This is a genomic window from Mesobacillus maritimus, from assembly GCF_044803185.1.
Taxonomy (GTDB): domain Bacteria; phylum Bacillota; class Bacilli; order Bacillales; family Cytobacillaceae; genus Mesobacillus_B; species Mesobacillus_B maritimus_B.
In genome coordinates, this window is record NZ_CP085225.1 from 5,318,599 (window position 1) to 5,344,503 (window position 25,905).

General features: G+C 38.8%; 20 protein-coding genes. 6 read left to right on the top strand and 14 right to left on the bottom strand.

The genetic code is table 11. From position 1 onward, the window contains the following. Window positions 1–54: 54 nt before the first annotated feature. The 6 genes from LG336_RS25635 to LG336_RS25660 are packed head-to-tail and all read right to left on the bottom strand — an operon-like array spanning window position 55 to window position 6,052. Window positions 55–1,218, bottom strand: a complete 1,164-nt coding sequence (locus LG336_RS25635) for an exo-alpha-sialidase (RefSeq protein ID WP_404330300.1) — start codon at window positions 1,216–1,218, stop codon at window positions 55–57. 31 nt (window positions 1,219–1,249) lie between these two features. Then, window positions 1,250–1,690: a YhcH/YjgK/YiaL family protein gene (locus LG336_RS25640; protein WP_404330301.1), complete on the bottom strand. Its 441-nt coding sequence runs from the start codon at window positions 1,688–1,690 to the stop codon at window positions 1,250–1,252. Next, complete coding sequence (pdxA, locus tag LG336_RS25645) at window positions 1,687–2,736, bottom strand: 4-hydroxythreonine-4-phosphate dehydrogenase PdxA (protein ID WP_404330302.1); 1,050 nt, start codon at window positions 2,734–2,736, stop codon at window positions 1,687–1,689. Before pdxA ends, LG336_RS25640 begins: the two co-directional genes overlap by 4 nt. A 13-nt stretch (window positions 2,737–2,749) precedes the next feature. Then, complete coding sequence (dapA, locus tag LG336_RS25650) at window positions 2,750–3,649, bottom strand: 4-hydroxy-tetrahydrodipicolinate synthase (RefSeq protein WP_404330303.1); 900 nt, start codon at window positions 3,647–3,649, stop codon at window positions 2,750–2,752. Between the two features lie 11 nt (window positions 3,650–3,660). Then, complete coding sequence (locus LG336_RS25655; protein ID WP_404330304.1) at window positions 3,661–4,818, bottom strand: iron-containing alcohol dehydrogenase; 1,158 nt, start codon at window positions 4,816–4,818, stop codon at window positions 3,661–3,663. Further along, complete coding sequence (locus LG336_RS25660) at window positions 4,802–6,052, bottom strand: four-carbon acid sugar kinase family protein (RefSeq protein WP_404330305.1); 1,251 nt, start codon at window positions 6,050–6,052, stop codon at window positions 4,802–4,804. The genes LG336_RS25655 and LG336_RS25660 overlap by 17 nt, the downstream gene beginning before the upstream one ends. 171 nt (window positions 6,053–6,223) lie before the next feature. Here LG336_RS25660 and LG336_RS25665 point away from each other — a divergent pair, with 171 nt between their 5' ends. Next, window positions 6,224–8,011 carry a PrpR N-terminal domain-containing protein gene (locus LG336_RS25665; RefSeq protein WP_404330306.1) on the top strand — a complete coding sequence of 596 codons (1,788 nt, stop codon included), beginning with the start codon at window positions 6,224–6,226 and terminating at the stop codon, window positions 8,009–8,011. A gap of 452 nt (window positions 8,012–8,463) precedes the next feature. Here LG336_RS25665 and LG336_RS25670 read toward each other — a convergent pair whose 3' ends face one another. The 7 genes from LG336_RS25670 to LG336_RS25700 all read right to left on the bottom strand — a co-directional run bounded on the left by LG336_RS25670 (window position 8,464) and on the right by LG336_RS25700 (window position 17,515). Further along, window positions 8,464–10,095 (bottom strand): alpha-glucosidase, encoded by a 1,632-nt coding sequence (locus LG336_RS25670; RefSeq protein ID WP_404330307.1) that lies wholly within the window; start codon window positions 10,093–10,095, stop codon window positions 8,464–8,466. A gap of 136 nt (window positions 10,096–10,231) precedes the next feature. Continuing rightward, window positions 10,232–11,251, bottom strand: a complete 1,020-nt coding sequence (locus LG336_RS25675) for a LacI family DNA-binding transcriptional regulator (RefSeq protein ID WP_404330308.1) — start codon at window positions 11,249–11,251, stop codon at window positions 10,232–10,234. A 35-nt stretch (window positions 11,252–11,286) separates the two neighbouring features. Continuing rightward, the gene (gene pgmB / locus LG336_RS25680) at window positions 11,287–11,964 is read right to left on the bottom strand and encodes a beta-phosphoglucomutase (RefSeq protein ID WP_404330309.1); all 678 of its coding nucleotides are present in this window, start codon (window positions 11,962–11,964) and stop codon (window positions 11,287–11,289) included. A gap of 20 nt (window positions 11,965–11,984) precedes the next feature. Beyond that, complete coding sequence (locus tag LG336_RS25685) at window positions 11,985–12,812, bottom strand: carbohydrate ABC transporter permease (protein ID WP_404330310.1); 828 nt, start codon at window positions 12,810–12,812, stop codon at window positions 11,985–11,987. Window positions 12,813–12,817: 5 nt separating this feature from the next. Next, window positions 12,818–13,699 carry a carbohydrate ABC transporter permease gene (locus tag LG336_RS25690; RefSeq protein WP_404330311.1) on the bottom strand — a complete coding sequence of 294 codons (882 nt, stop codon included), beginning with the start codon at window positions 13,697–13,699 and terminating at the stop codon, window positions 12,818–12,820. A 188-nt stretch (window positions 13,700–13,887) separates the two neighbouring features. Next, complete coding sequence (locus tag LG336_RS25695) at window positions 13,888–15,144, bottom strand: extracellular solute-binding protein (RefSeq protein ID WP_404330312.1); 1,257 nt, start codon at window positions 15,142–15,144, stop codon at window positions 13,888–13,890. A gap of 28 nt (window positions 15,145–15,172) precedes the next feature. Beyond that, window positions 15,173–17,515, bottom strand: coding sequence for a glycoside hydrolase family 65 protein (locus LG336_RS25700; RefSeq protein ID WP_404330313.1), 2,343 nt, complete (start codon window positions 17,513–17,515; stop codon window positions 15,173–15,175). 829 nt (window positions 17,516–18,344) lie between these two features. On the opposite strand from LG336_RS25700, the gene LG336_RS25705 reads away from it, so the two are divergent. The 5 genes from LG336_RS25705 (at window position 18,345) to LG336_RS25725 (ending at window position 23,673) form a co-directional block, all read left to right on the top strand. After that, window positions 18,345–18,581: a hypothetical protein gene (locus LG336_RS25705; protein WP_404330314.1), complete on the top strand. Its 237-nt coding sequence runs from the start codon at window positions 18,345–18,347 to the stop codon at window positions 18,579–18,581. Between the two features lie 124 nt (window positions 18,582–18,705). Continuing rightward, window positions 18,706–19,488 (top strand): NUDIX domain-containing protein, encoded by a 783-nt coding sequence (locus LG336_RS25710; protein WP_404330315.1) that lies wholly within the window; start codon window positions 18,706–18,708, stop codon window positions 19,486–19,488. 1,337 nt (window positions 19,489–20,825) lie between these two features. After that, entirely contained in the window at window positions 20,826–21,839 is a 1,014-nt protein-coding gene (locus LG336_RS25715; protein WP_404330316.1) for a TRAP transporter substrate-binding protein, read from the top strand. Window positions 21,840–21,867: 28 nt separating this feature from the next. Continuing rightward, window positions 21,868–22,341, top strand: coding sequence for a TRAP transporter small permease (locus LG336_RS25720; RefSeq protein ID WP_404330317.1), 474 nt, complete (start codon window positions 21,868–21,870; stop codon window positions 22,339–22,341). Between the two features lie 24 nt (window positions 22,342–22,365). After that, the gene (locus LG336_RS25725; protein ID WP_404330318.1) at window positions 22,366–23,673 is read left to right on the top strand and encodes a TRAP transporter large permease; all 1,308 of its coding nucleotides are present in this window, start codon (window positions 22,366–22,368) and stop codon (window positions 23,671–23,673) included. A 620-nt stretch (window positions 23,674–24,293) separates the two neighbouring features. On the opposite strand, the gene LG336_RS25730 is transcribed toward LG336_RS25725, so the two are convergent. Beyond that, window positions 24,294–25,652 (bottom strand): multi antimicrobial extrusion protein MatE, encoded by a 1,359-nt coding sequence (locus tag LG336_RS25730; protein WP_404330319.1) that lies wholly within the window; start codon window positions 25,650–25,652, stop codon window positions 24,294–24,296. Between the last annotated feature and the right edge of the window lie 253 nt (window positions 25,653–25,905).

The following is a 25,905-nucleotide window of genomic DNA, read 5'->3' on the forward strand; positions in this document are numbered from 1 at the left end:
TTTGGTTATAGAGACCTACTCTCTTTTCTTTATAATAATGTGACAACTTACTATCTAACCTATTTCTCCAGATGTAGGGTTGTACACACCTTCATTTTCGCGTTTTTCACCATAAATATCTTCAACTGAAAAACTGGTATATTTTACACATATTCTATTCTTATAGGCATATACTAAATGTAAAAGTCCTTCCGCATCTTGGTAAATAGTAGGATATTCAAATTGTGAATTATTCGTTTTATTTTCTGCTCCAATGAAACCTTCAGCGTGTTCAATAATTCGACCGATTGGCCAAGTATTTCCGCCATCTTCAGACACTGAAACCACTACCGGGTTTCTTAATCCAGGCCATGCTACTTTTCCAAATTCAGGATTGTTGGCAGCGTTTGCATTATAGGCAATCGCAATCGCATTGTTATCCAGTTTAATTGCACTGATACTTGCATTATTATTTGGTAGAGTTGTTGGCTGAGGCACTGTCCAAGAATCTCCATTATCCGTTGACTCGCTTCTATAAATAGAATCTGCAAATCTACTTCTCATAAAAGCCACTAAATGGCCATCTTCTAATTCGATCACATTGGCATGTACTCGTCCATTACTTTCAGGCATGCGTACTTCTTTCCATGTTTGTCCTTCATCATCTGATACTTGAAATACGGTAGGATCGTTTGTAAGACCGAATTCCGAATCCTCACATACCCACGTACTAAAAATCCATCTTCCATTGCTTAATACTTGAATACTTTGGCGCGCAAATGTACCAGGCTGGCTAAATAATACTTCTGGTTCCGTCCAATTTTCACCATTGTCGTAAGTTTTCTGATATTTAATAATCGACGTAAACTGCATATTATCTTTATCTGGTCGTCGACCTTCCTGAGAAGTATAGAGTAACCATACTGATTGATCAGGTGCGTGGAAAAATGATGGGTTTTGCTCACTACGCGTCTCATCCTGCGAGACAATTTTCGGTTCATTCCACTCCCCCGATTCATGATTAAATTTTGATAATACAATTGAAATATCGGGACTGCCTTCAAATGAACCTGCAAACCATGCACACAATAAATCCCCATTGTCTAACTTCGTAATCGTTGGTGCATGTGCGGTTGGAAAAGGACCAGATGGAATTAACGAAAAATCAATATTTGTATAAGCATCATGATATAATTTACCGTTTGGAATAGACTCGTTAATGACTATTTTATTACTCATATTAATCACTCTAATCACCTTATCTTTCTAATTAAATTTCGATCTTAATGACCGCTTTCTTGTATTTCGTCGCTTGATTTATATATTTTAACGCTTTATGTCCATCGTGAGGCAGGCAAATATAGGCCATCCCTTTAGTGATTTTCATGGTTTCTTTCGGACTACCGTTTAGTCGAACTACATCCTTTTCCGGGTTGTATTCAACTTCAACTACTAATTGATTAATGGGTGCCCACGCTACATATTCCGAACCATCCAAAACAATTTGAACATCCATATATTTTTTATGTGCTTCAAATGTTCCTTCATCTATAGGAGTCGTAGTTCCTTCCTGAAAGAATAAATACCCACCATCAAAATCAAATCGCTTGGTATAATCTAGTTCGACTTCGTTTAATTTCTCTAAACCATTAGCAATTCTAGGATTTAACGACCTATATTCGCCTAAATTTTCTGTTAAATCAATGATCATACGATTGACTGCGTTTCTTTATTCGCATTATTTGCTAGCTGTACCGCGTAATCAATAGCATTTTCAAGACTAATTTCACTCGCAGTCATACTACCCGCTTGATCGAATGCTGTTCCATGATCAACTGAGGTTCGGATAATGGGTAATCCCAATGTAATATTAACTCCAGAAACCTCTTTCCATTTATTTTGTTCTTTATCATATACAAACCCTAATAGTTTTAATGGGATATGTCCTTGGTCATGGTACATGACCACAACGATATCATACATCCCTCCACGCGCTTTTGAGAATACTGTATCTGCTGGTAAAGGTCCGATTGCATTGATCCCTTCACTTTTAGCTACTTCAATAGCAGGGATGATCTCATCAATTTCTTCCGTACCAAACAATCCATTTTCTCCACAATGTGGATTTAATCCCGCCACAGCAATCCTTGGATTTTCAATCCCCAAGTTTACACAAGCTTGATGGGCAATTTTTATGACATCCAATACTCTCTCTTTTTTCACTAAATCGCAGGCTTGTCTTAAAGAAACATGCGTTGAAACGTGAACCACCCTTAAATCACCATCAGCTAACATCATCGAGAATTTACTAGTATTTGTAAGCTCTCCATAAATTTCAGTATGACCAGCAAAGTGGTGTCCAGCTAAGTTTAACGCTTCTTTATTCAATGGATTCGTAACGGTTGCGTCTACTTTCCCCTCAAGTGCTAATTCAATGACTTTTTCAACATAGAGATAGGCCGCATTTCCGGCTTCTTTAGACACTTCACCAATCGGTAATTCATTTGCATCTACAGAACCTAAGTCAATGACATCCATTGTTCCCCATTCATACAATCCATCTTCTGGTGTAGTAATGACATTTACTTTAATTTTGAACTCTGGGAATTTCTCTAAATAGCTTTCTATAATACTTTTATCTCCAATGAGTAAGGGGTTACATTTTTCATATAAGCTTTTCTTTTGAAAAGCTTTGATTGAGATCTCGGGTCCGATACCTGCAGGATCTCCCATTGTTATTCCGATAATTTTTTTCATAATGTCCTCCTAACTACTTCATCCCTGCTTCACTATTTTCATTTAGTACTGATTTTAATGCTGCAATTCCTTCATCAGACACTTGATTGAATGGTGCACGGCACTTCCCAACCGGATAGCCAAGTAGTTCAACCGCAGTTTTTACCACAGTATTTGGATTCGCAAATTTAAAACAATCTCTAAAACTTCTGATAGAATCTTGATAGTTACGAGCTTCTTCAATTTGACCCTTTACAAATTGTTCATATATTTGAGCCATCGTAAACGGGTACACATTCGAACATCCTGCAATACCGCCTGTTCCCCCAGCAAGTAACGTCCATAATATTAAGGAATCATTCCCTGATAGCACAGAAAAATCTTCTCTATTTCTAGTTCGTTCAATATATTGAAGAATATTATCAAAGTTCCCACTACTATCTTTAACTCCAACAATATTGTCAATGCGACTTAGTTTTTCAACCGTCGCAGGTTGAATCGTATTCCCTGTTCTAGCTGGAATATTGTATAAAACAATTGGCATATCCACCGCTTCAGCAACAGTTTTAAAATGATGATAAATCTCTTCTTGGGTTGCTGCTGCAAAATATGGTGTGATGATGGATAGGTAGTCTACACCAACACGCTTTGCTTCTAGAGACAAGCGAATGGTATCTTGTGTTCCGACTAACCCGGTTGATGCATATACCGGAACTCTTCCCGCTACTGTAGCAACGACTGTTTCCATGATATGCACTTTTTCTTCTTCACTTAAAATATAGCCTTCTCCATTCGTACCGAACGTAAAAATACCATGAACACCATTCTCAATGACTCTATTCACTTGATTGACGAGTTCGTCATAGTTCACTTCTTCATTGTCATCCATTGGGGTAACAATTGGTGCGATAATTCCTTGTAGTTTGTTTTGCACGCTCTTCACTCCTACATAATTTCTAGATAAATTTTACGAGCATCTTCTGGTGTTACTTCTCTCATATTATTCACAAGTAATCTTTGAACTTGCATTCCAGCCTCGACCAATCCTTCTAGATCTTCCTCAGGCACATTGAACTCTTTTAAGCTAGTTGGAATTTCAAGTGTTTTCACAATGTTTTCTAATAAATCAATGATATATTTAGATTTTTCATCTACATTTAATTCTTCATTTGTTTGTTTTACAACTCGATCATATGCTTTAGCTAGGAGGTCTTTAATCACTGGCTCATTAAACTTCATCACTGGTGTTAGGAGAATGGCATTCGAAACACCATGAGCAATGTGATATTTCCCACCTAAAGGATAGGACAATGCATGAACAGCAGTAGTTCCTGAGGAAGTAATCGCTACCCCAGCATAGAAAGAACCTAGTAACATTTTACGCTTGGCCTCAAGTGCATCTGGATTTGTGCAAGCTTCAATGATGTTATTTAAAATTAAATCTAATGCCTCTAGTGCAAATGTGTCACTGATTGAATTCGCCTTTTTTGAAGTAAAACATTCGATCGCATGTGCTAGAGCATCAATACCTGTTGCTGCCGCAATCGGTTTAGGTAAATTCTTGATCATGTTGCTATCTAAAATAACATGGTCAGCAATTAATTCACCATTGACAATGCCAACTTTTAAATTTTTCTCAGGTACACCTACAATGCTATTGGGAGTTGCTTCAGATCCTGTACCAGCTGTGGTAGGAATCATTAAGGATGTCACTTGTTTTTTAGCTAATAACGGATTGTCTAGTAAATCTTTGACCGTATAATCATCAGTCGATAACACGGATGCTAATTTAGCGATATCCATCACACTTCCGCCACCAACTCCAATGATTAAATCAGAGTTCAATGCTTTAAAATGGTCAATAACCTCTTGAGCTTCTAGGTAAGATGGCTCTGTTGGGATATCAGATAAGATTTCGTACTCGATGTTATTTTTTTCTATCATACTGATGACTTCGTCTAGCAATCCCAGGTTAAAGATGCCTTTATCTGTAAAAATCGTGATTTTTGTTACACCGTCTTTGATGATTGTATCTAGGTTTTGCATGGCATCTGCACCTGCAAACACATTTGTTGGCATTTTTAAATTATATTGATTTAACATAATAAGCATCTCCTTTGTTACGAATCAATTCATTTAATTTAATAAATAGATCTTCATCACCTAATCCGCCAGATTTTGTAATGATATAATGATTTTCATCCTGATAATCAATACTTCCAAGAACAATTCCTGGGAATAATTCGTTCAGAGGTTTAATTTCGGTAATCCCTAATACTCTCATCGATTGATATAATGTATCTCCTCCGGTAAATAATAAAGTTCTTTTAATCCCATTTGACATAAGATTCTTTACTAAATATCCGAGAGACTGTCCGATCCTAAATCTTAGTTCATTCCTTTGATCAGATAGTGGATTTACTTTATCAGTCGATACCTTCCCATAGGTTTCGATCATTAAAGGTTGTTCAATACTTAAATAGTGGTTTATCTGTTCTTGCCCTTTTCCTGTATCCCAATATTGCTTATCCCAAAGTTGCTCAATCGTTAAAGAGATTCTTTCAAACCCATTCACTTCCGCAAATGCAATTTGTTTCTTTGTTACTGGATTCACACTTCCACAAACAATCAATAAGGGAAGTTTACTATCGGTTTGATTTACAGCCCTTTTTTTATAAATGATCGTTGCTAATGCTTTAGCAAACCCTGCACATCCGACCGTTACATTTAATGCACCATTCTTGAATAGCTCATTCGCTTGAGATAACATCTCCTCATCGGAGTGACTTTCTATTAACAAAATTCTTTCTTCATTTGGTGGAATTTTATATTCTTTCGTAATATACGTTTTTAAATCTGCTTCTTTAAGGAGAAGAGATGGGATATGGCTTTCCGTTACTGGCTCGTACGGATCTTGTCCAAAAACACTTTCACTTACTGGGATTGAATCTATATGTAAGATTCCTTCGTAACTAAAGCGATTTTGTTCTGGATAAGCCGGAATAAAAGGAATGGATACATCTTCGAAAACATCACTCAACGCTCTTAACTCAGAAGCAACATTTCCTCTTAATGCTGAATCCACTTTTTTAAATATATATTGAATATTTTCATCTTTCGCTTTTAAGGCGATCTTCTTAATCACTTCATATGCTTCACTTTTATTCAAATATCTTGTTTCAGTATTGAAGACAAGTACGTCTATTTGATCTGTAGTTTCACTAAATTCAAACTCTAAATCAGAGGTCACTACAGTATTCACACCGTAATTAGAGAACTGGACTCCGGTATCAAGTGCTCCCGTAAAGTCGTCAGCCATTATAAGTACCGTTATCATTTGTTCACCACCTTAGTACTTTATAAGTAGATTATAGGCTTATACTCTACGCGAAAAAATAAGATAATAATGGTTATTGTTACATTTTGAAACTTTTCTATAGAAAACGCTATCATAATTCTAGAATTAGTGTTAAATTGTTTAATTATGAAACACATAAGGGGAATTCATATGCAAAAGATAACAAAAATCCTTGGGATAGCACCTTACGAAGAGTTACGATACTCAATGGAAAATGTAGGATCTACTTTCACTAACATTTTGCTCCATACGTATACTGGTGATTTACAAGAAGGAAAAAATCTGGCCCTGGAGATGAGTCATCACGATTACGATATTGTCATATCAAGAGGAGGTACTGCTGACTTAATTAGGAAACATATCTCTATACCCGTTATAGATGTTTCGATATCTGTTTATGACATTTTAGGAGCAATCAAACTAGCAAATAACTACACTTCTAAATTTGCGATTGTAGGTTATTCAAGTATTACTAAAACGGCCCATCTAATTTGTGACATATTAGACTATTCTGTGGAAATCTATACGATCGATGATTCAAGTGATCACTTAGGTCTACTAAAATCGTTGGAGAAAAAAGGGGTTGAGTTAGTTCTTTGTGATGCAATCACGAATAAACTAGCACTCGAAATTTCTTTAAATACAATCCTGATTACATCAGGAAGTGAAAGTATTAAACGCACATACGAACAAGCAATCGAGTTAAATATGCATCTTCAAAAATTAAAATTACAAAATAACTTACTTACAGAGGCGATTGAGAAATTTAAAACGGACTGCTTAATTTTAACCAGTCAGTTTGAGTTGATTTATTCAAGTTTAGATAGTGAAATTAATGCCTCAATCTATCATTATTTACTTAATAAAAAAGAGACTACTCCCTTTAGTGAATCCCATACTTTTTATCATTCAGTAAACAACACTCTATATAACTTAAAAGTAAATAGTTCATATAAGGCAAATGATTTTTACTATATTGTAACTGTTCAAAAATCGGTAACACCGATCATGAATGCTAAATTCGGTGTTACATATGAAGATAAGTCAGAAGTGGAACAAAAATTAAATCAAAACTTATATAAAAATCCTATTATCACAGATGATCTTAACGATAAAATCAAACAAATTGCTTCGAATAATTCGCCAATTATCTTACTAGGAGAAAGAGGTACAGGAAAAGATATCGTCTCTCAAAGAGTATTCACCAGTCAAAATAATCACAATCATACATTGGTAACCATTAATTGTACCTTACTAAATGATGCAATGTGGAAACATCTTTTAAACACAAGCAACGGCCCTTTACTTGAAGCTGGTAATACAATCCTGTTTCATCAGTTTGATAAAATTTCAAGTGAAAACTTCGAAAAGTTACTCACGATTGTTGAATCAACTAACTTACACGTAAGTAATCGATTGATCTTTATTTGCGATAAAACTTCTGAAGGGATGACATCAGAATCTTATAAAGAATTAATGAATCGGATGAATTGTATCAGTTTTCTTCTCCCTACATTAAGAGAAAGAAGAAATGAACTATCGGCTATCTTAACGATGTTTTTAAATAAGGTTAATATTGAAAACAATACCGATATTATCGGGTACGAGCCCAATGCACTGGCTGCTCTTTCACAATATAATTGGCCAGGGAATTTCAAACAATTAAAACAAGTTCTAACCGAATTAGTCTACTTATCTAAATCGCTCTATATCACTAGTCATAATGTCAATAGTATTTTGGGCAAACAAAAAATGGTTGAAACGATTTCTCATTCAGAAGCTGGAATGAATATTTCATTTAACAGCAGCAAAACATTACATGAATTTAATTTAGATATGATCAAACTAGTACTTGACCAACATAAAGGCAACCAAACCTTAGCAGCCGAGCAGCTGGGTATCAGTCGAACAACGTTATGGAGGTACTTAAATAAATAGTGGGACAAGGGGACAGGTTCCTTGTCCCAGTACCCATGAAAAACTCCTTTATCCACCAGTTTCTCTTCACTCGCCCAGTTGAAAGGCCCGTCAAGCTTTTTGAAGGGCCTTTCAGCTTGCGATTCGCTCTATGATGAAACAAAACTCCACATAGTTCAGTTTCCGACTCTCCTACCCGAGGAATAAAATTAAACAAACACTAACTATGAACGGGATCTAGCAGGTTAGCCTTTAATACATCCCCGCATTTTGGGATAAGGTGTCTGCCTTGTGTTCATCCCAAACATAAATGAGTGGGACAAGGTACCTGTCCCTCTGTCTTACCAGAAAAAAATGGCCCTTCTGCCGTAAAGCAGTAGGGCGATCTATCTATTTAATGACTATCTTCTTTCTACGAATCTCCCAAAACTTGAGTGGTGGCATTAGATACCGTTCCACCGTTCCGTTTCCGCTCAAACCTGATAGATCCGCGCTTCATGGGGGCGTAGGGTTAGTTTTTGTAGGGATTCTTGTTGGCTGCTGTCTTGATAATTTGCCAGGACCAATTGTGCGTTTTCTGTGCTTACCTCTTCTGGGATCATGAATAAACTTTCATTATCGCTATGGTTCAGTAGCACCAACCACGTCACACCTTGATCGGTTCTTGTGTAGGCATAGACATGCTCATCCCCAGCTGATACATCTTGATAATTCCCATAAATCATCACGGGATTCTCTTTGCGTAAGCGAATTAACTTTTGATAGTAATAGAAAACAGAATCAGGGCCAGCGAGAGCCGCCTCGACATTGATTTCTTGATAATTAGGATTGACCTTGATCCACGGGGTTCCTGTTGTAAAACCAGCCTGTTCGCCCGTGTTCCACTGGATGGGAGTTCTTGAGTTATCACGGCTTAGTACTAATAAATCTTCAAATACTTCTTCCGGGTCGCGGCCTTTTTCCACTTCTTCTTTGTACTTATTCTTCATCGCAATGTCGTTATAATCTTCAATCGAGGGAAAGCGCACACCTGTCATCCCAATTTCCTCCCCTTGGTAGACGTACGGGATGCCAGGAAGGGTATGGATCATTGTTGCTAATAATTTCGCAGACTCAACGCGGTACTTTCCGTCATTTCCGTAACGAGTCACTTGCCTTGTATGGTCATGATTATTTAAAAATTGCGAGTTTGTCCCTCTGCCTTTTAACCCCTCATACCAACGGGTTTGAATCTCCTTAAACCGGGTCATATCCCATGTTGGCATATCGTCGGCGACCTCAAAGTGGAACAATGTATGCAGCTCGTTGCGATCTTCTCCGACATAGAGAACCCCATCCTCAGGGGTCACAAATGGGATTTCGCCGACGGTCATAATATCATAATGCTGAAGCACTTCTCGATTCATTTCTCGTAAATACTCATGAATCCCTGGATTATTGCCAAGATAGTTGATGTTTTGAGGATTTTCCACATCTGGGAAGCCTTTGACCTTAGCGAGGAGATTAATGACATCTAAGCGAAAACCATCAATCCCTTTGTCTAACCAGAAACGCATCATTTGGTAAATCGCCTGGCGAACTTCTTCGTTTTCCCAGTTCAAATCAGGCTGCTGGATTGCAAAGGAATGCATGTAATACTGCTCCGTTGTTGAATCATACTCCCAAACAGATGGTGTGAAATAAGAGCGCCAGTTATTCGGCTCCTTAGCATCTTTCGGATCCTTCCAAATGTACCAATCGCGCTTCGGATTGTCTTTTGAAGACCTAGACTCGAGAAACCATGGGTGTTGGTCAGATGTATGATTCAGCACAAGGTCCATAATCAATTTCATCCCACGCTTATGTACCTCAGCCAAAAGCCTTTCCCATGTGGCCATATTCCCAGCCTTATCCATAATTTGATAATAATCAGAAATATCATACCCATTATCAAAATCAGGAGACTCATAACATGGGTTGAGCCAAATCACATCCACCCCAAGTTTTTTTATATAATCCAGCTTCGCGATTACACCTTCTAAATCCCCAAACCCATCTCCATTCGTATCATAAAAGCTGCGCCAGTAGACCTGATAGACAACAGCCTCTTTCCACCATGTTTTCATATCCTCTCTCCTCCTAAGTAACATCCAAATCCGAACTAAAAAAAATGGAGAAGCCAAACAACCTTTTTAGGTGTTCAACTTCTCCAATGACAGCAAGCTTCTGACCGGAAGCGGGTTATCCCTGCACCCATGCATTTTATGAAAGTGGTTTGACACTTTCCCGCTTGATCAGCTGATGCGGGACAAACACTCTTTGATTGGTTGACTTCTTTTCCATCATTTGTTGGAGCAATAAAGCCGATTGTTTGCCAATTTCAAAGAAATCCTGCCTGACGGTTGTGAGCAGCGGCTGAGTGTATTCCGTGATGATCAACCCATCAAAGCCTGTAATCGAAATATCCTCTGGAATTCTCAAACCCGCTTCTTTCACAGCCTTCATAACACCGAAAGCCATCAAATCACTAAAGCATAAAAATGCAGTTGGCTTCTTTGTTTCAAGATACTGCTTCGCCATCGTATAGGCATCTTCTTCGGAAAAGTTCGCATGCAGAACATCCTCTTCTTGAAGCTCCAATCCATGGTCTTTGAAAGCCGCAATCACTCCAGCTAAGCGTTCCGCATTGACGACGGCCTCCACTTTCCCAGCGATCACCGCGATGTTACGGTGTTGGCTTTCAAGCAAATAGTTCGCAACCTCACGACTCGCTTCAAAGTTATCGGTCGAAACATTGCCTATCAGGCCTTTTTCGTCATTGGTCGTGATATCGATGAGCACGCATGGAATATTCGTGTCAACGAGCTCTTTGAAATACGGGTCATCGACACTAATCCCTTGCAAGATAGCCCCGCCGATATTCCGTTCTCGACAGAATTGAGCGTAACTCTTTTCTTTTTGTTTAATCGAATCGGTAAAGAAGTAAGCAAGTTCATACTGCTTATCCTCTACTGCACTATAAGCACCTTTGTACATATTAAAAAGGTTAAAATTATCTTTTCCATCCATATTGAGTAAACCAGAGGTAATAATCCCAATTGTTAGCTGCTTTTTCGATGATAAGTTTTTTGCCACAACATTGGGCGTATAATTCATTTCCTTAGCGATTTCTAATATCCTCTGCTTCGTCTTTTCACTCACATCTGGATAATTATTGAACGCCTTTGAGACGATTCCAATCGAAACACCCGCTCTTTTAGCTACATCCTTAATAGTGGCCATTTCTTTCACCTACTCCCTGCCTAACAATGTATATTCTATCCATTCACTTTCGCCGTAAATGCTTCTTGCAGCTGATCCCAAACCAATTCAGTCGTATCAGCTAAAACCAAGTCGGCTCCAGCCTTTCTCATTACTTCCACCGTACCAACACCAACAGCGTACATATTCGCCGATTGAATCGCTTCAATTCCAGCTTCTGAGTCCTCAACGCCGATACAATCTTGTGGAGAGACCCCGAGTTGTTCCGCTGCTTTGAGAAAAATGTCCGGTGCTGGCTTGCCGTTTATAACCGAATCAGGGTCGGCAATCGTATCAAAGTAGTCGGTAATTTGCAAATAGTCAAGGATAGCTGGTCCATTTTTACTTGCCGATGCTAAACCTATCTTTATATTACTTTGTTTTAAAGCATTTAGAAATTCCTTAATGCCAGGATAAATATTCTCTGGCTTTAAATGAATGAGTAACCCTTTATACTCTTCATTTTTTTTCGTTGCTAATTCCAGCTTTTCCTCTTCGGTATACTGATCAGCCACGCCTCCATGTTGGAGAATTTTATTTAAACTATCCATCCGACTGATTCCCTTTAACTCTTCGTTAAACTCCCGATTGAAATCAATCGCGATCGAGTTGGCTAGATTTTTCCATGCTTGATAATGTAATTCAGCAGTATCGGTAATCACACCATCTAAATCAAATATAACTGCTTTCACCATATATAACCCCTCTATCTGTTTTATTTTACCCCAGCGGTTTGGTCGTTTTCAGTAATAAAGTACTTATTTAACACAATGTAAAGGATGAAAATTGGAATGATTGAGAGCAGAGATCCTGCCATGATGACATCCCATTGCGTTGAGTTTTTAAACGTCTTCGATAAGGCGTTTAACCCTTGGGTAAGCATGTATTTATCCGGACTTGAAATGAAGAGCAATGGCTTCATGAATTCATTCCACACACCCATAAACACGAATACCCCTTGTGTCGCCACGGCAGCCTTTGCATTTGGAAGAACAATGCGGAGAAATGTACCAAAACGCGTGAGTCCGTCCATTTCAGCCGCTTCTTCCACATCGCGTGGAAAGTTAATAAAGAACTGCCTCATCATAAAGATGTACCCAATATTAATCATCGTCGTAAAAATGATCGACCACTGTGAGTCAACTAAACCTAAGTCTGAGATGACAATATAAAGCGGAATCATCGTGACTTGGGAAGGAACCATAATTAAGATAAGAAGAAAGCTAAATAATAATTGCCGCCCTTTAAAATTAATCCTTGCGAGCGCATAGCCGGCCATTGTATTAAAGAAAATATTAAAGATGGTCGTGATCAGTGCAACAAACAAGGAATTCATTACCCATGTTGGATATTGAGAGTCCAAGATTGTCCGATAACCATCCGTACTCCATATTTCCGGGAAAAATGTCCCGCCTCCTGCAATTTCTGCAGTAGTTTTAAAAGAGGTTAAAACACTCCAGACAAAAGGTGCTAGTGTGACTAGTGAGTAAGCAATTAATAACGTATAGACTATGATTTTCAGGGTTCGATTATTTTTTTTCATGTTTATCACCCATTCACTTCATCGGCTTTTAATAGTTTGTTCACAATGAACGTTACTGTAAAGATAATGATTCCTAGTAGAAATGCTAAGGCTGTAGCTCGTCCCATATCATTACTTGAGAATGCTAATTGATAAATATATAGGGAGAATGTGAGCGTTGAGTTTTGCGGTCCACCTGTCCCGTTTGAAATGATAAATGCCTGGTCAAAGATTTGGAAACACCCAACCAATCCCATAGTAACAACATAAAACGTAATAGGCATTAACTGTGGAACAGTTACATTGAAGAACTGCTTGACTTTATTGGCACCATCAATCGATGCGGCCTCATAAAGGCTACCTGGAATGTCTTGAAGACCTGATAGGAAGACAACCATAAAATGCGGTACCGTTGAAAAAATATTCATCACCATAATGACCGAAAGTGCTAAGTCCGGATTCGTTAAGAATTGGACTTTTGTCCCAAATACGGATTCCAATACATTTGTCACTAACCCATTGTTGTTAAACAACCACATAAAAATCAACGTCATAGCCGAAGATGATGTGAGGGTAGGAATAAACATAACCGTTAAGAAAGCCCGGTTAAACCTCACTCTACTATTTAATAAGGATGCTAGAATCATGGCAATAATGGTTTGGATCGGAACGACAACGGCTACGTACTTAATCGTATTTTCAAATGATGCCCAAAACTTTGGATCACTGAAGATTTTTTCAAAGTTACCGAATCCAACAAAGGTTCTTGCTCCAGATAAAAGATCAACTTTAAAGAACATCATGAAAAACGCATATGCAATTGGGACCACGGTAAATACAAGGATCACCAATAATGCTGGTAATAAAAAGGAATAACCTTGCAGATTGTTGTAACGTTTCTTACCCATTTTCTTTCACCTCTTATTTAGAGAAACACAAGCGTCTTATTTGTCAGACGTACATCTGAAGTACGGTATCCCACGAGGACATGGAGGTTAACCGGTATAGAAGCACATATTTCCGTCATCCGCTTCGTGTAATTGATTAAAAGAGGGGCTACTTCACTATCAATAGCCCCATTATGTTGTGTGGCAAATTACTGTTGACGTTCGATTTCATCATTTGCTTCTTTTTCCGCATCCTTCATGGCTTCTTCAACGGTTTTGTCACCGTTAATTGCTGCAAGGAATTGGTTGTCAAAGGCGTTTGCAATTACAGGAAGGTAGACACCTGAAGACCAAACTGTCCCGTATTCTGCACCAAGTACATGGGCTGCTAGAACTTCATCTTTTTCAAGTTCCATCGCTTCTGCAACCGATTGACGAGTTGGGAATGTCCCAGAAATTTCACTCCACTGCCGTTGTCCTTCACCAGTCATATAGTTTACAAACTCTGTTGCGGCTTCTTTCTTCTCTGTATCCTTCGCGATAGCATAACCAACTGTGAAGGTCATCGTTTGGTTTTCACCATATACAGTTGGTGCTTCGACGACTTCATAATTCACATCAGGATAATTTTGACGCAATGCACTAAGTACCCAGTTTCCTTCAATCATGATCACCGCTTTGTTTAAACCGAATGCTGCCCCAGCAGAATCCATTCCAAGGTCGATTGTTGGGTTTTGAAGATAGCCTGCCTCATTTCCATCTACAAGACTTTGAAGATAGTCGAATGCTTCTGGGCTAGATGTAAAGTCGGCACGGTTTTCTTCATTAACAGGATTCAATCCACTTGCAATCATGCTGCTCATATTACGCGCTAAAGTAGCATCAAAGATCATTGCTGCCTGGTCTTCTGTTAATTTAGGTTGAAGCTCTTCAGCGAAGGCTACAAGCCCTTCCCAATCTGTTGGAACATCTTCAACCGAATAGCCAGCTTGTGCTAAAAGGTCCGTATTGATATACATTCCAAGTGTAGAATAATCTTTAGGTAGAGCATAAAGCTTACCGTCTTCATCTTTGAAAGAGTCGATAAGTGGCTGATAAAAATCCTCTGGGTTATCTACGTCTTCAGTAATGTCCGCTAACACACCACTTTGGATAAATTTAGGCGCGGCAAAAGATTCTAAATAGAAAACATCTGGAGCATTATTCGCTGCGAATCGCGCTGTTAAAGCATCTTGGAAGTTATCCTGAATGATTTCTACGTTTACATCAATTCCAGACTGCTCTTCAAAGCTTGCGACTGTTTTTTCTAACCCTTCTGTTTCAGAAGGAGATGAACCCCAAACCGCTAACGTAATGGACTCTTCTGCTGCACCGCCAGCATCGCTCTTACCTTCATCTGAAGAACCGCATGCTGTCAAACCTGCTACTAACAACGCACCAGCAATAAATTTAGCCACTTTTTTCATGAGTTTTCCTCCTAAAATAAACATGATTTTATTTGTTAAGATTAATTTCTATCTGATCTTGGCACTCATACGTATTTCCGTATGTTTCAAATACAATAGTTTCCTTATTCTCCGCTTTTACAGTTAGTGAAGTTTGGGTGATTGTTAAGTTCACTGGTTGTCCCTTCCAATAAATCGTAAATTTCATATCATCCCAATGCTTTGGCAGGTTTGGATTGATTCGTAATTTGCCATCTAAAACGCGGACACCCGCAAATCCTAATACAGCAGACATCCAGATTCCGCCGATCGAAGCTGCATGCACACCATGGTCGGATGAGTGCTTTGATGGACCTAGGTCAATTTCGCATGCTCGTTTGAAGAGCGAGTATGCAAGCTCTTCTTCCTTAAGGTCATTTGCCAAAATCGCGTGAGAAGAAAGGCTTAGTGAAGAATCATGCAGCGTTCTTGGCTCATAATAATCGAAGTTCGCTTTCTTCACTTCAGCAGAAAAGGCCTGTTCTAACAGCAATTGCAGAATGACAACGTCCGCTTGCTTCGTAATTTGCATTTGGTTAACTTGCTCGAGGTTGTACTCATTGAACAAGCTGCCCACTTTTTCTTGATTTTTATATTTCGTCAAGTCGATTTCTTTCAATTGGAGGTACGTATCATCCTGAGGAATGACAAGGTCTTCTTCCCGCGGTTGTGGCAAGTATAATTTCTCCGATTTTGATTGCCATTTTGGATAAGCCGTATCGAGATGTAACCGCTCATTCAGTTCCGCAAAACGCCCTGGGTTTTCTTCTTTCAGCACATCCGCATAGTGGATGGCAAGCTGCATGTTATGATGGGCCATATGATTTGTAAACGCGTTGTTATCAACATGTTCTTTGTATTCATCTGGTCCAACTACTTGATTAATATGGTACTCTTGCTTTTCTTCATTCCACTCTAAACGACTTGCCCAGAAGATTGCCGTATCAAAGATCATCTCATACCCATATTGATCCATGAACTCATGATCCCCTGTGATGGTGTAATATTGATGAACAGCATTCGCAATATCCGCTGTAATATGTTGTTCAATGAACCCAGACCAGATTTTGGTTTGTTTTCCAGTTACAATATCAACCGCTCCCCAAACTGGCGTTACTTCACCGTCTGTTGGCCAAGCTGCTTCCCAAGGGTACATCGCACCTTCATAGCCGTTTTCAGCTGCTTTTTTACGCGCGCCTACCAAGCCAAGATAACGATATTTTAATAGAGATTTAGCAACCTTTGGATTGGCATACATGAAGAATGGTAGAATGAATACTTCTGAATCCCAGAAGGAATGACCTTTGTATCCTTCCCCACTCAATGCCTTTGCACCGATTCCCATTCTTTCGTCATGAGCTGGAGTCATGATTGTTAAGTGGTACATCGCAAAGCGAAGCGCAAGCATATCAAAGTTGTCTTTACTGTTTACTTCGAGATTATACGCATTCCAGACCTTTTGGCTCCATGCCTCTTGGTGAGCTTGGAACAGAGCTTCATATCCTTGCTCATAGCTTGTCCGCAAATCTTCTAAAGAATGTTCGCGAAGTTTGCTTAAATCGTATTCTGGATGATCAAAATCCTTATCGCGGCTTGTGTACACCGTCGTAAGTTTATCCATGGTTAATTGATCGCCTGGATCAAGGTTCGCATCAAAACTCAACCAGACTTTGCGACGATCCATGTTCATCACAGGTTCGTTTACTTCCACGCCGTTCACTGCTACTTTATGAGCTGTGTTCATCACGATATCAATTTTAGATTGTATGGTTGTTTGGATGAGCTGAACAAAACGCTTGTCAAAAATCCGACGCTCACCTTCATGGAAATGCTGTGAGCCGGAGTTGCTCATTTGTGCATTGATTCCAGAATCAAAGGAAATCGCAACTGGATGGGTTAAGCTTTCGACATCCATCTTGATTCCAATTAAATGGAGATTCTCGAGGGAAACGAATCTTCTGAAATGAAAGCGCAATGCCTTCCCTTTTGGTGAAGTCCAAGTGAAGCTTCGTGTTAGTTCGGCAGTCTTTAGGTTAAGCTGACGCACATATTCCGATGTCTCACCAAACTCTAGGCTAAAGCGTTCCCCATCGACACGAATGTCAAGGCGGGTAATATCCGCTAGATTTGGCAGCTCGGTTACTTCTTCTTCGTCAAATTTATTAAATGTACCGCTTACAAATAGATTTCTAGTTTCCTTTAAATATGGCTCTTCCGTAGTAGATCGCATTCCCATGTATCCGTTCCCAAGATACATAATCGATTCACATTTCCCAAGCGTATCCGGGGAAAATTCGACCTCTGACACGATCCAATTTGTATAATTACCTTTTCCGAGTGTGTAATTCATCATAAAACAAAAGAACTCCCTTCGAAAACGTTTTAGTTTGATTCGAAAAAAAATCACTGAAAACGTTTTAATTTTACTCTAAAAGAATAGTTTCGAAAACGTTTTAGTTTTGGCTTAAAAAAATACGTTCTCTTTTCGAAAACGTTTTAGTAGCTTGTATATACATATCATAATGGTAACGCTTTAATTAGTCAATGAAAATTTTTGGGGCAAAAACAGGGGTGGGACAAAGGGACTTAATTCCTCGCCCCTCCCATGCTCGTGAAACATTCTGTTAAACAGGTAAAGCTGGGGAATACAGTAATCGGAAACCTATGCTGAATCTAGTTATTTGTTGTCATATAATATATTCTGACTTTATGATGTAACGTACCATTATACACTACTTCTACATCTCTGCCTCAACCACCTATTTATCCAACACTGGACACTTTAAAAGTCAATGAAAAATCTTAATCCAATAGTTTCTAAGACGGTTATACATTATGTGGATTTATGGAAATAGAAAGGGAGGAGAATACACGAAAGGAACTATAGGAGAATGCAAGAGGAAAACAATCATCAAATCCATCATAAACCAAACAATTAAAATAAGCACTCATACTATTTAAGCCGACAAGATAAATATAAAAAGAGCGCCACCAATGCCACATCCATTAACCCGTTATCCACATCAGGATTATTCATATTAAAAGGAATAAGTTAAAAAGATGCATAGAGCCATACCCCCTACACATCCCCTTCCCTTGATTTAGATCCCAGAATGGGACCTGAGAGCCGTACCCATTTCATCCAATATTTGCTATTATATAAAATTAGGAGGTGTTTAGATATGAAGTTAAAGAGTTTTGTAGTTACTTTTGGATCGTTCGTATTGACCACTGCCCTACTTTACTTGATTGGTTATGTGTTCACTATTCCTCTGTTAATGTTTCATTACGAATACACAGATAACGCAAACGGCTTTTTTCTAACAACTGGTTCATTGGTTCCGATAATAATCGGCTTGGTGATAAGTTTTATTTCAGAAAGGATTTATCTATACAAACACCGAACAAGACTAAGTTAATTATCCCAAGTTTTTGCACTCTTAATTTCCCAACTGTGATGAATAAAATTTGGGTGGTGACGCCTTCCCTTGATTGAGTTCCCAGAATGAGACATAAGAACCATACCCAGAAGAGAGGGTTGTTATGTATTACAGAAGAGAAAGATACAAAGTTCTCCCCGAAAAGCTCGAGGAGTTTCAACAATTCTTTGAGCAATTTATCCTGCCGGTTCAAGTTAAAAATGGGGCCAAACTAGTTGGCAAGTGGCTAGCGGAGTCAAATGAGGTAATGGTGATATGGGAATATCCAAACCTGGAGGAATATCGTAAAATACAGCAGCGAGTCAATAAGGATGAAATGGTGAAGAAAATGCAGGAGCAAATGCATCGCTTAGGAAAACCATATATACAATCTTCCGAGGAAGTTTTAACTGCACTAGGAGATTCCGAAAGCCCAAAACAAAACGTCACGGTTAGTGGTTTTATTACAAATGAATTAGGAGAGGTCCTTTTAGTTCAAACCTATTGGAGAAATGATACATGGGAGCTTCCTGGAGGGGGAGTAGATGATGGTGAGACGCTTGACCAAGCTTTATGCCGCGAAATAAAAGAAGAAACTGGGATTATCGTGAAGCTATCCGGCATTACAGGTGTTTATTCAAACGGTAAGACCATCGCCATTGTTTTCCGCGGGAAAATGATTGGAGGGAAACTTACTACTTCCCAAGAAACTCAAGATGTTAGTTTCTTCCCCCTCGATTCAAGTAATGTTTCTACCTACATTAAAAGAGGAAAATTCATTCCTAGGGTATTGGATGGGTTGAAAGGAAAATGCATTCCATATGAAGCATTTCAAGTTCGACCTTACAAGCTAGTGAAAAGATATGATGAGGAAGATGAAAGGAAGAGAGATGAACTAGGAAATTAACTATAAGTGAAAGAAATAGGTTCCTTCTCCGAATGGAACCCCCTTACCACTAATAAACTCGGTCCATTATCTTAATCAGGGACGAGGCCAGTCCCTTTGTCCTTCTGGCATACCCCCTAAACATCCCTCTCCCTTGATTTAGAGCCCAGAATGGGAATTGAGAACCGTCCCCATTTCATCTGACCACTGCCCTACTTTACTTAATTGGTTATGTGTTCACTATTCCTCTGTAAATGTTTCATTACGAATATACAGAAAACGCAAATGGCTTTATTATTACAACTGGTTCATTCGTTCCGATAATAATCGGTTTAGTGATAAGTTTTATTTCAGAAAGGATTTATATATACAAACACCGACCAAGACTTAGTTAATTATCCAAGTTTTTGCACTCTTAATTTCTCAACTGTGATGAATGAAATTCGGGTGGTGACGCCTTCCCTTGATTTAGACCCAGAATGGGACATGAGAACCGTCCCCAAGTCCTTCCAAGTCCTTCGGTGCAATTGTGCTAGCTCGTATCAATAAAGACAATGATTCAAAATAACCTTTTCATAGGTACAACCTGTGACTCTAACCCCACTCTATGGGAAGAAACTGCTTATGAACTGGGCATACCAGGATCAGTAGATAACTAGAGGAATTGCCGACCTAAAATAATAAGCTTCTGAATTAAAAAGGTAAAAGGAAAATTCTGGTGCTCTTTCATTAAGCCTCGGACTGGTTTACTGTCCCAAGGTATTGTTGTTACACAGATTCACTAAAACCTTGGGACAAGGTGCCTGTCCCCTTGTCCCACCACCCATCCCCTTGTCCCAATTATGTCATAAATTCAACAAATGAAATTTGGGGTACCATAGATGAATTCAATCTGGTAATATAAAAGTACTTAAGATGTACAGATGAGTTTTCTTAAGTTGTACGCATAAAAAAATGAAAGGGGTCAAGTGTCGGACTAAATTCTATATCTATCTTGCAAAATGAGCATGTATGATCCAGTTTCAGGTGATGGATTTTTTTATTAACGTATTTTGTTAACGTTAACATTCCAAGACATACCATAAAAAAATGAACTGGTATCCCCTCCATAAACAATGGTAACATTTTTTGTTCCTCATTTTGTTAACGTTAACATTTTTGAGAAGAGGAAAATTTTGAGAAGTTAAAAAATGACAAGCTTTAAGGTATAAATGATGGTACATTATTTTGGAGTGTTATTGAATGTCGTAATTGTAAGCGATTCCCTTACAACGTAAACACGTTGTTAATAGACTTAAACTGTAATCAATAAGAAAACAAATTTATTCATAGAGACAACAGAATGGAGGAAAGTACAGATGAAGAATAAGAAGAAACTTGGTGTTTTAATGAGTCTACTCTTATTATTAGGGATTTTTACTGGCTGTTCGTCAATGACAGTTGCAAGTGAGAGTGAAGATAAATCCTTTGAATTTATCATTTCAAGCAATCAACCAGACTCACACCCAACCGTTGTTGCCCTAAAACAATTTGCAGAGGATCTAGAGGAAAAATCTCAAGGAACATTGAAGGGAAAAGTCTACTCAAGCGGAGTTTTAGGTTCGGACCGTGAAGTACTTGAATTGGTTCAATTCGGAGCGGTCGATATGGTTTCCACTGGGGTATCCACAATTGAATCCTATGAAAAGATGTACTCTTTGTTTAGCGTTCCTTACTTATTTAATGATAAGTCCCATTACTATCGAATGATGGACAGCGAGTATATGCAAGAAGAAATCTTCCCGCAAACGGCTGAACTGGGCTTTGTAGTCAAAACATGGTTCGATGCAGGTGCCCGCAGCTTCTATACAAGGGATATTCCAATATCAGAACCTTCTGATTTAAAAGGCTTAAAAATGCGGACACTAGCTTCTCCTACCTTGATGGAAATGGTGAGCTTAATGGGTGGTAACCCAACACCGCTTGACTGGGGAGAAGTGTATGGTGCACTCCAACAAGGAGTAATTGACGGATTAGAAAATAACGAATTAGCTTTAACGGTTAACAAACATGCGGAAGTAGCGAAAGAGTTTTCCAATACGAGACACTTATTTGCACCTGACGTATTAATTATGAATACAAACACCTTGAACAAGTTAACGAGTAACCAAAGAGATATCCTAGATGAAGCACTTCATGAATTAAGCCTAAATCAACGTGAATTATGGGCGGCTGAAACAGAAAAAGCGATCAAAGAAGCAACAGAACAAGGAGTTAATTTTACCGAACCAAATGTTCAGGCATTTATTGATAGCGTAAAACCAATGCATGAAAAGGTCGGAAAAGAATATCCAGAATTTGTAGAGGTCATTAAAAGTTTTAGTGAAGAATAATCAGTTGGACTATTAAGGAGGGTAAATCATGAACAAGGTATTAAAGTCTTTTAATAAGAGCATTGAGTATTTACTAATGCTTTTAGTAGCGTTAATGGTGATTTCCTGTGTATGGCAAGTACTGTCTAGATATATATTTGGACAAGCTAGTGCACAGACCGAGGAACTAATGCGGTACGCGATTATTTGGGTTTCTGTTATTGGAGGAGCTTATGTTTATGGAGAAAAAGGACACTTGGCCATCACTTATTTTTCAGATAAGCTGAATCAAGCGTTAGCCAAAGCGGTTTCCATCTTAATTGATGCGTCCATTTCCATCTTTTCAGCCATCGTCTTAATCTATGGAGGGTACAAGATTGTAACCGCCACCATGATTCAGATCTCCCCAGGAATGGGTTTACCTATGGGGTATATGTACATGGCCTTACCGATTGCAGGATTCATGTTTATACTTTATTCAATCCAACATATCACTGCTAAAATAAAAACCGAAGTCATCTAGCTTAATAGATTGGAGGAAAAATAGATGGATGTTGCAGTTCAAGCTGGACTTATATTATTAGTCGTATTTGCCTTTTTGTTACTCATAGGAACCCCTATTGCATTTAGTATCATTATCTCATCTGTTCTAACAGCGGTCGTGATTTTCCCAATCAATACATCGATTATTATTGCCGCTCAAAAGGCTGCCACGGGTGTTGATAAACTTTCATTGTTAGCGATTCCATTCTTTATTTTAGCTGGAATCATCATGAATAATGGTGGAATAGCCGTAAGACTTGTTAATTTTGCCAAAGTAATGGCCGGACGAGTTCCTGGTTCACTTGGACAAACAAACGTAGTCGGAAATATGCTTTTTGGTTCCATTTCCGGTTCAGCGGTTGCTTCCGCTGCTGCAATGGGCGGAATTCTTGGACCCATGCAAGAAAAAGAAGGATATGATAAAACCTTCTCTGCCACTTTAAATATCGCATCAGCACCTACTGGTTTATTGATTCCACCTAGTAATGTACTAATCACCTATTCTCTTGTGTCAGGTGGAACGTCTGTTGCAGCGTTATTTATGGCCGGATATTTACCTGGGCTACTCTGGGGTCTGTTAACGATGTTGGTTGGATTTTTCATCGCCAAAAAGAACAAATACTCAATTAGTGAAAAAATCCCAGCCATGTTAAAGCTAAAATTATTCTTAGATGCCATTCCTTCTTTACTGCTCATCGTCATTGTCATTGGCGGAATTACCGCGGGTATCTTCACCGCAACGGAAGGAGCCGCTATTGCAGTCGTTTACGCATTATTCCTAGCGATGGTTGTGTATCGCACGCTAAAGGTGAAGGATATACCGAGGATTCTAGTTGAAACTTCAAAAACGACGGCAATCATTATGTTCTTAATTGCAGGCTCAACCATTATGAGTTATGTAATGACGGTTGCAGGAATTCCACAAGCGATTAGTGAAGGCATCCTTGGCCTTACAGATAATCCAATTGCAATTTTATTAATCATGAACTTAATTTTGTTGATCATTGGTACCTTTATGGATATGACGCCAGCCATTCTAATTTTTACTCCAATTCTATTACCAATTGCGATGCAACTAGGTATGGACCCTGTTCACTTTGGGATCATGATTACAATGAACCTATGTATTGGAAGCATCACCCCACCAGTTGGGAACTGTCTGTTTATCGGCTGTAAGGTCGGAAACATTAATATTGATAAAGTCATTAAACCATTGATTCCTTATTACTTCGCGATCATTGTGGCATTATTGATTGTTACCTTTGTTCCGGAATTATCTCTTTGGATTCCGAGGTTGACGGGGAATTTATAATTTGTTTCATTTAAATGAGGTTCTCATGGATTTTTTGAAAAGCTAATTTGTCTCAATTCCTTTAAAAAAGATGTCATGTCCTTAATTGAGTACCCAGCTATATGTCCTTAATTGAGTACCCAGCTATAGAAAAATAACGGGAGATTTTTCCGTTAAATGCAGATTAGAGCTCGTTTTGGGGTAAATAGGGGGAGTTTTTCCCCTTATACAAAGCAAATTACCTATTTTCACGCTTTTCGGGCCAAATAAGAGGAATTTCTCCCTCTATTTACGCTATTTTCAGTACGATTTGCAAATTAAGGGGAATTTTTCCCCTTATTTATCAGATCAAAGTGCCTAACCTAATCCCCTAACCGATAAGAGCGAAAATTCACGGTCCCAGATCTATTTTTCACATACTTGATGGCTTGTTTTCTTTTTAAGCTTAAAAAGCAACCATGTTTGAGAAAAGAGCCAAAAATAAAGAAGGTGCTATCTTTAGTATGAGATAGCACCTTCTATTTTATATTTTGGCAGGCAACAGCAAGGAAAGCCTGTTCGATCACATTCTTCAATCCCACCCCCATTACTACCAGGAGAAACTCAAAAATGATGCCCCCCAGCATACCGGGGACCTCCCCTCACGATGGATTCACCTTTTCGTACCCTTTCTCTACGGAATCCTTTTTCAGATTGAATGACCCCTTTCCCCGTGAGCGATTTAAGGCGTGAATGATGCTGCTTACGACTACTAGCTCTGCTAGCAGACCCATGGACTGCGCGAATGCCCCTATCACTCCGTTCCACTCTGCAGCAATCCTGATTCCAACCATCAAACAGATGAACGTCACAATGAGGTTCGATGCCTGAGAGACAATCGTCACCTTGGTTTGTTTATGGACCATTAACAGACCGTTAAAATAATCAACGAATGGAAACACCAGTGCCATTAGCAAGAAAACTTTTAGCACATCTAAGCTTGCCATTAATAGTCTGCCCTCTACCCCCATGATTTCTTCTAAAAAGAACCTCCCCATAGGCGTAAAGCTAAATAAAGCAATCAGAATGAACGGAAGGAACCCGACAAGAAAGGTGAACTTCTTAACCTTTTCACTATGATCCTCATAAAAATTAATCACGATTTGGTGAGTATAGGAAAAAAAGCTAAGAAATAACTGCGTGACACTCAAGGCAACCGCATAACTGGCAATAGCAAGCTCGATATCCGAGGTTTTGCCTAAAAAGACATTGATTGCTGGCCCAATCATCACGGTAATAACAGATGAAAACATTAGAGGAAAGTAGAATCTTGAGATCACACGCTGTGACTCTACTTGCCTCTCATGCTTTTCCGGCATATGAGAAACAAGTTTCCTAGCTTCTAAGAAACTAATCAAACATTCAATCGCCATTCCGACGAGAAAAATGACCGCGCCTGTTTTTCCAGATATCTGTCCTGTATGGATAAAAACCATCGCCAATCCGTACATGACCGCAAGCCGAATGCCCATCCCAATGGTTAGCCATTTCGTTTGCCGATGATAAATAATGACTCCTTGACATAAACAACGTAACGTCGAAAAGACCGTCACAAAAATCAGAATCTGATAAATCCCTTTTATCGTAGCAACCATTTGGGCATTCACACCATAGATGGTGGCGAAAATAAAATCTCCTACTGATGTATAGGCGATGGCAACCGAGATCAGCATTAAAGTAGTAAGCAAGTAGAGGGCAAACTTTGATAGCAACTTGAAGGAATACCGGTCCCTCACTAAGGACGAACACGTTTGCCGAAGCAACACCCCTAGCCGTTCAATCATTCCAAAAAAGCTCAAGGCAATCGTATAACTAGCTATGATAAATTCAGAATTCTCTCCTCTTACCAACGTACTGTTGATGATGAGATGAGACATCGTTACAAGACTTGCTGAAAATCCTAACGGAATAAAGAACACCAACAACGTTTTATAGTCTAGTGCCTCAGTAGCTTTTTTCATCTTAGCCAACACCTTTCAGACAATCATAAAAAAAACAGGTACCTATACGGAAAAGACGAGGACCCATAAAACCGAGCCTTTCGGATAACCCAGGGAGCAATGAATGTAAAAAATTCAGTATGAAGAACATATTTTTCAAGGTTTCACTAAATGTAAGAAAAACGATAGGATGTTTCCCTATCGTTTCTCGCATGCTCCAAGACTTGATTTTATAAGGCTCTTTTCTCAAACTTTGTTGCTCTTGGATACAAAA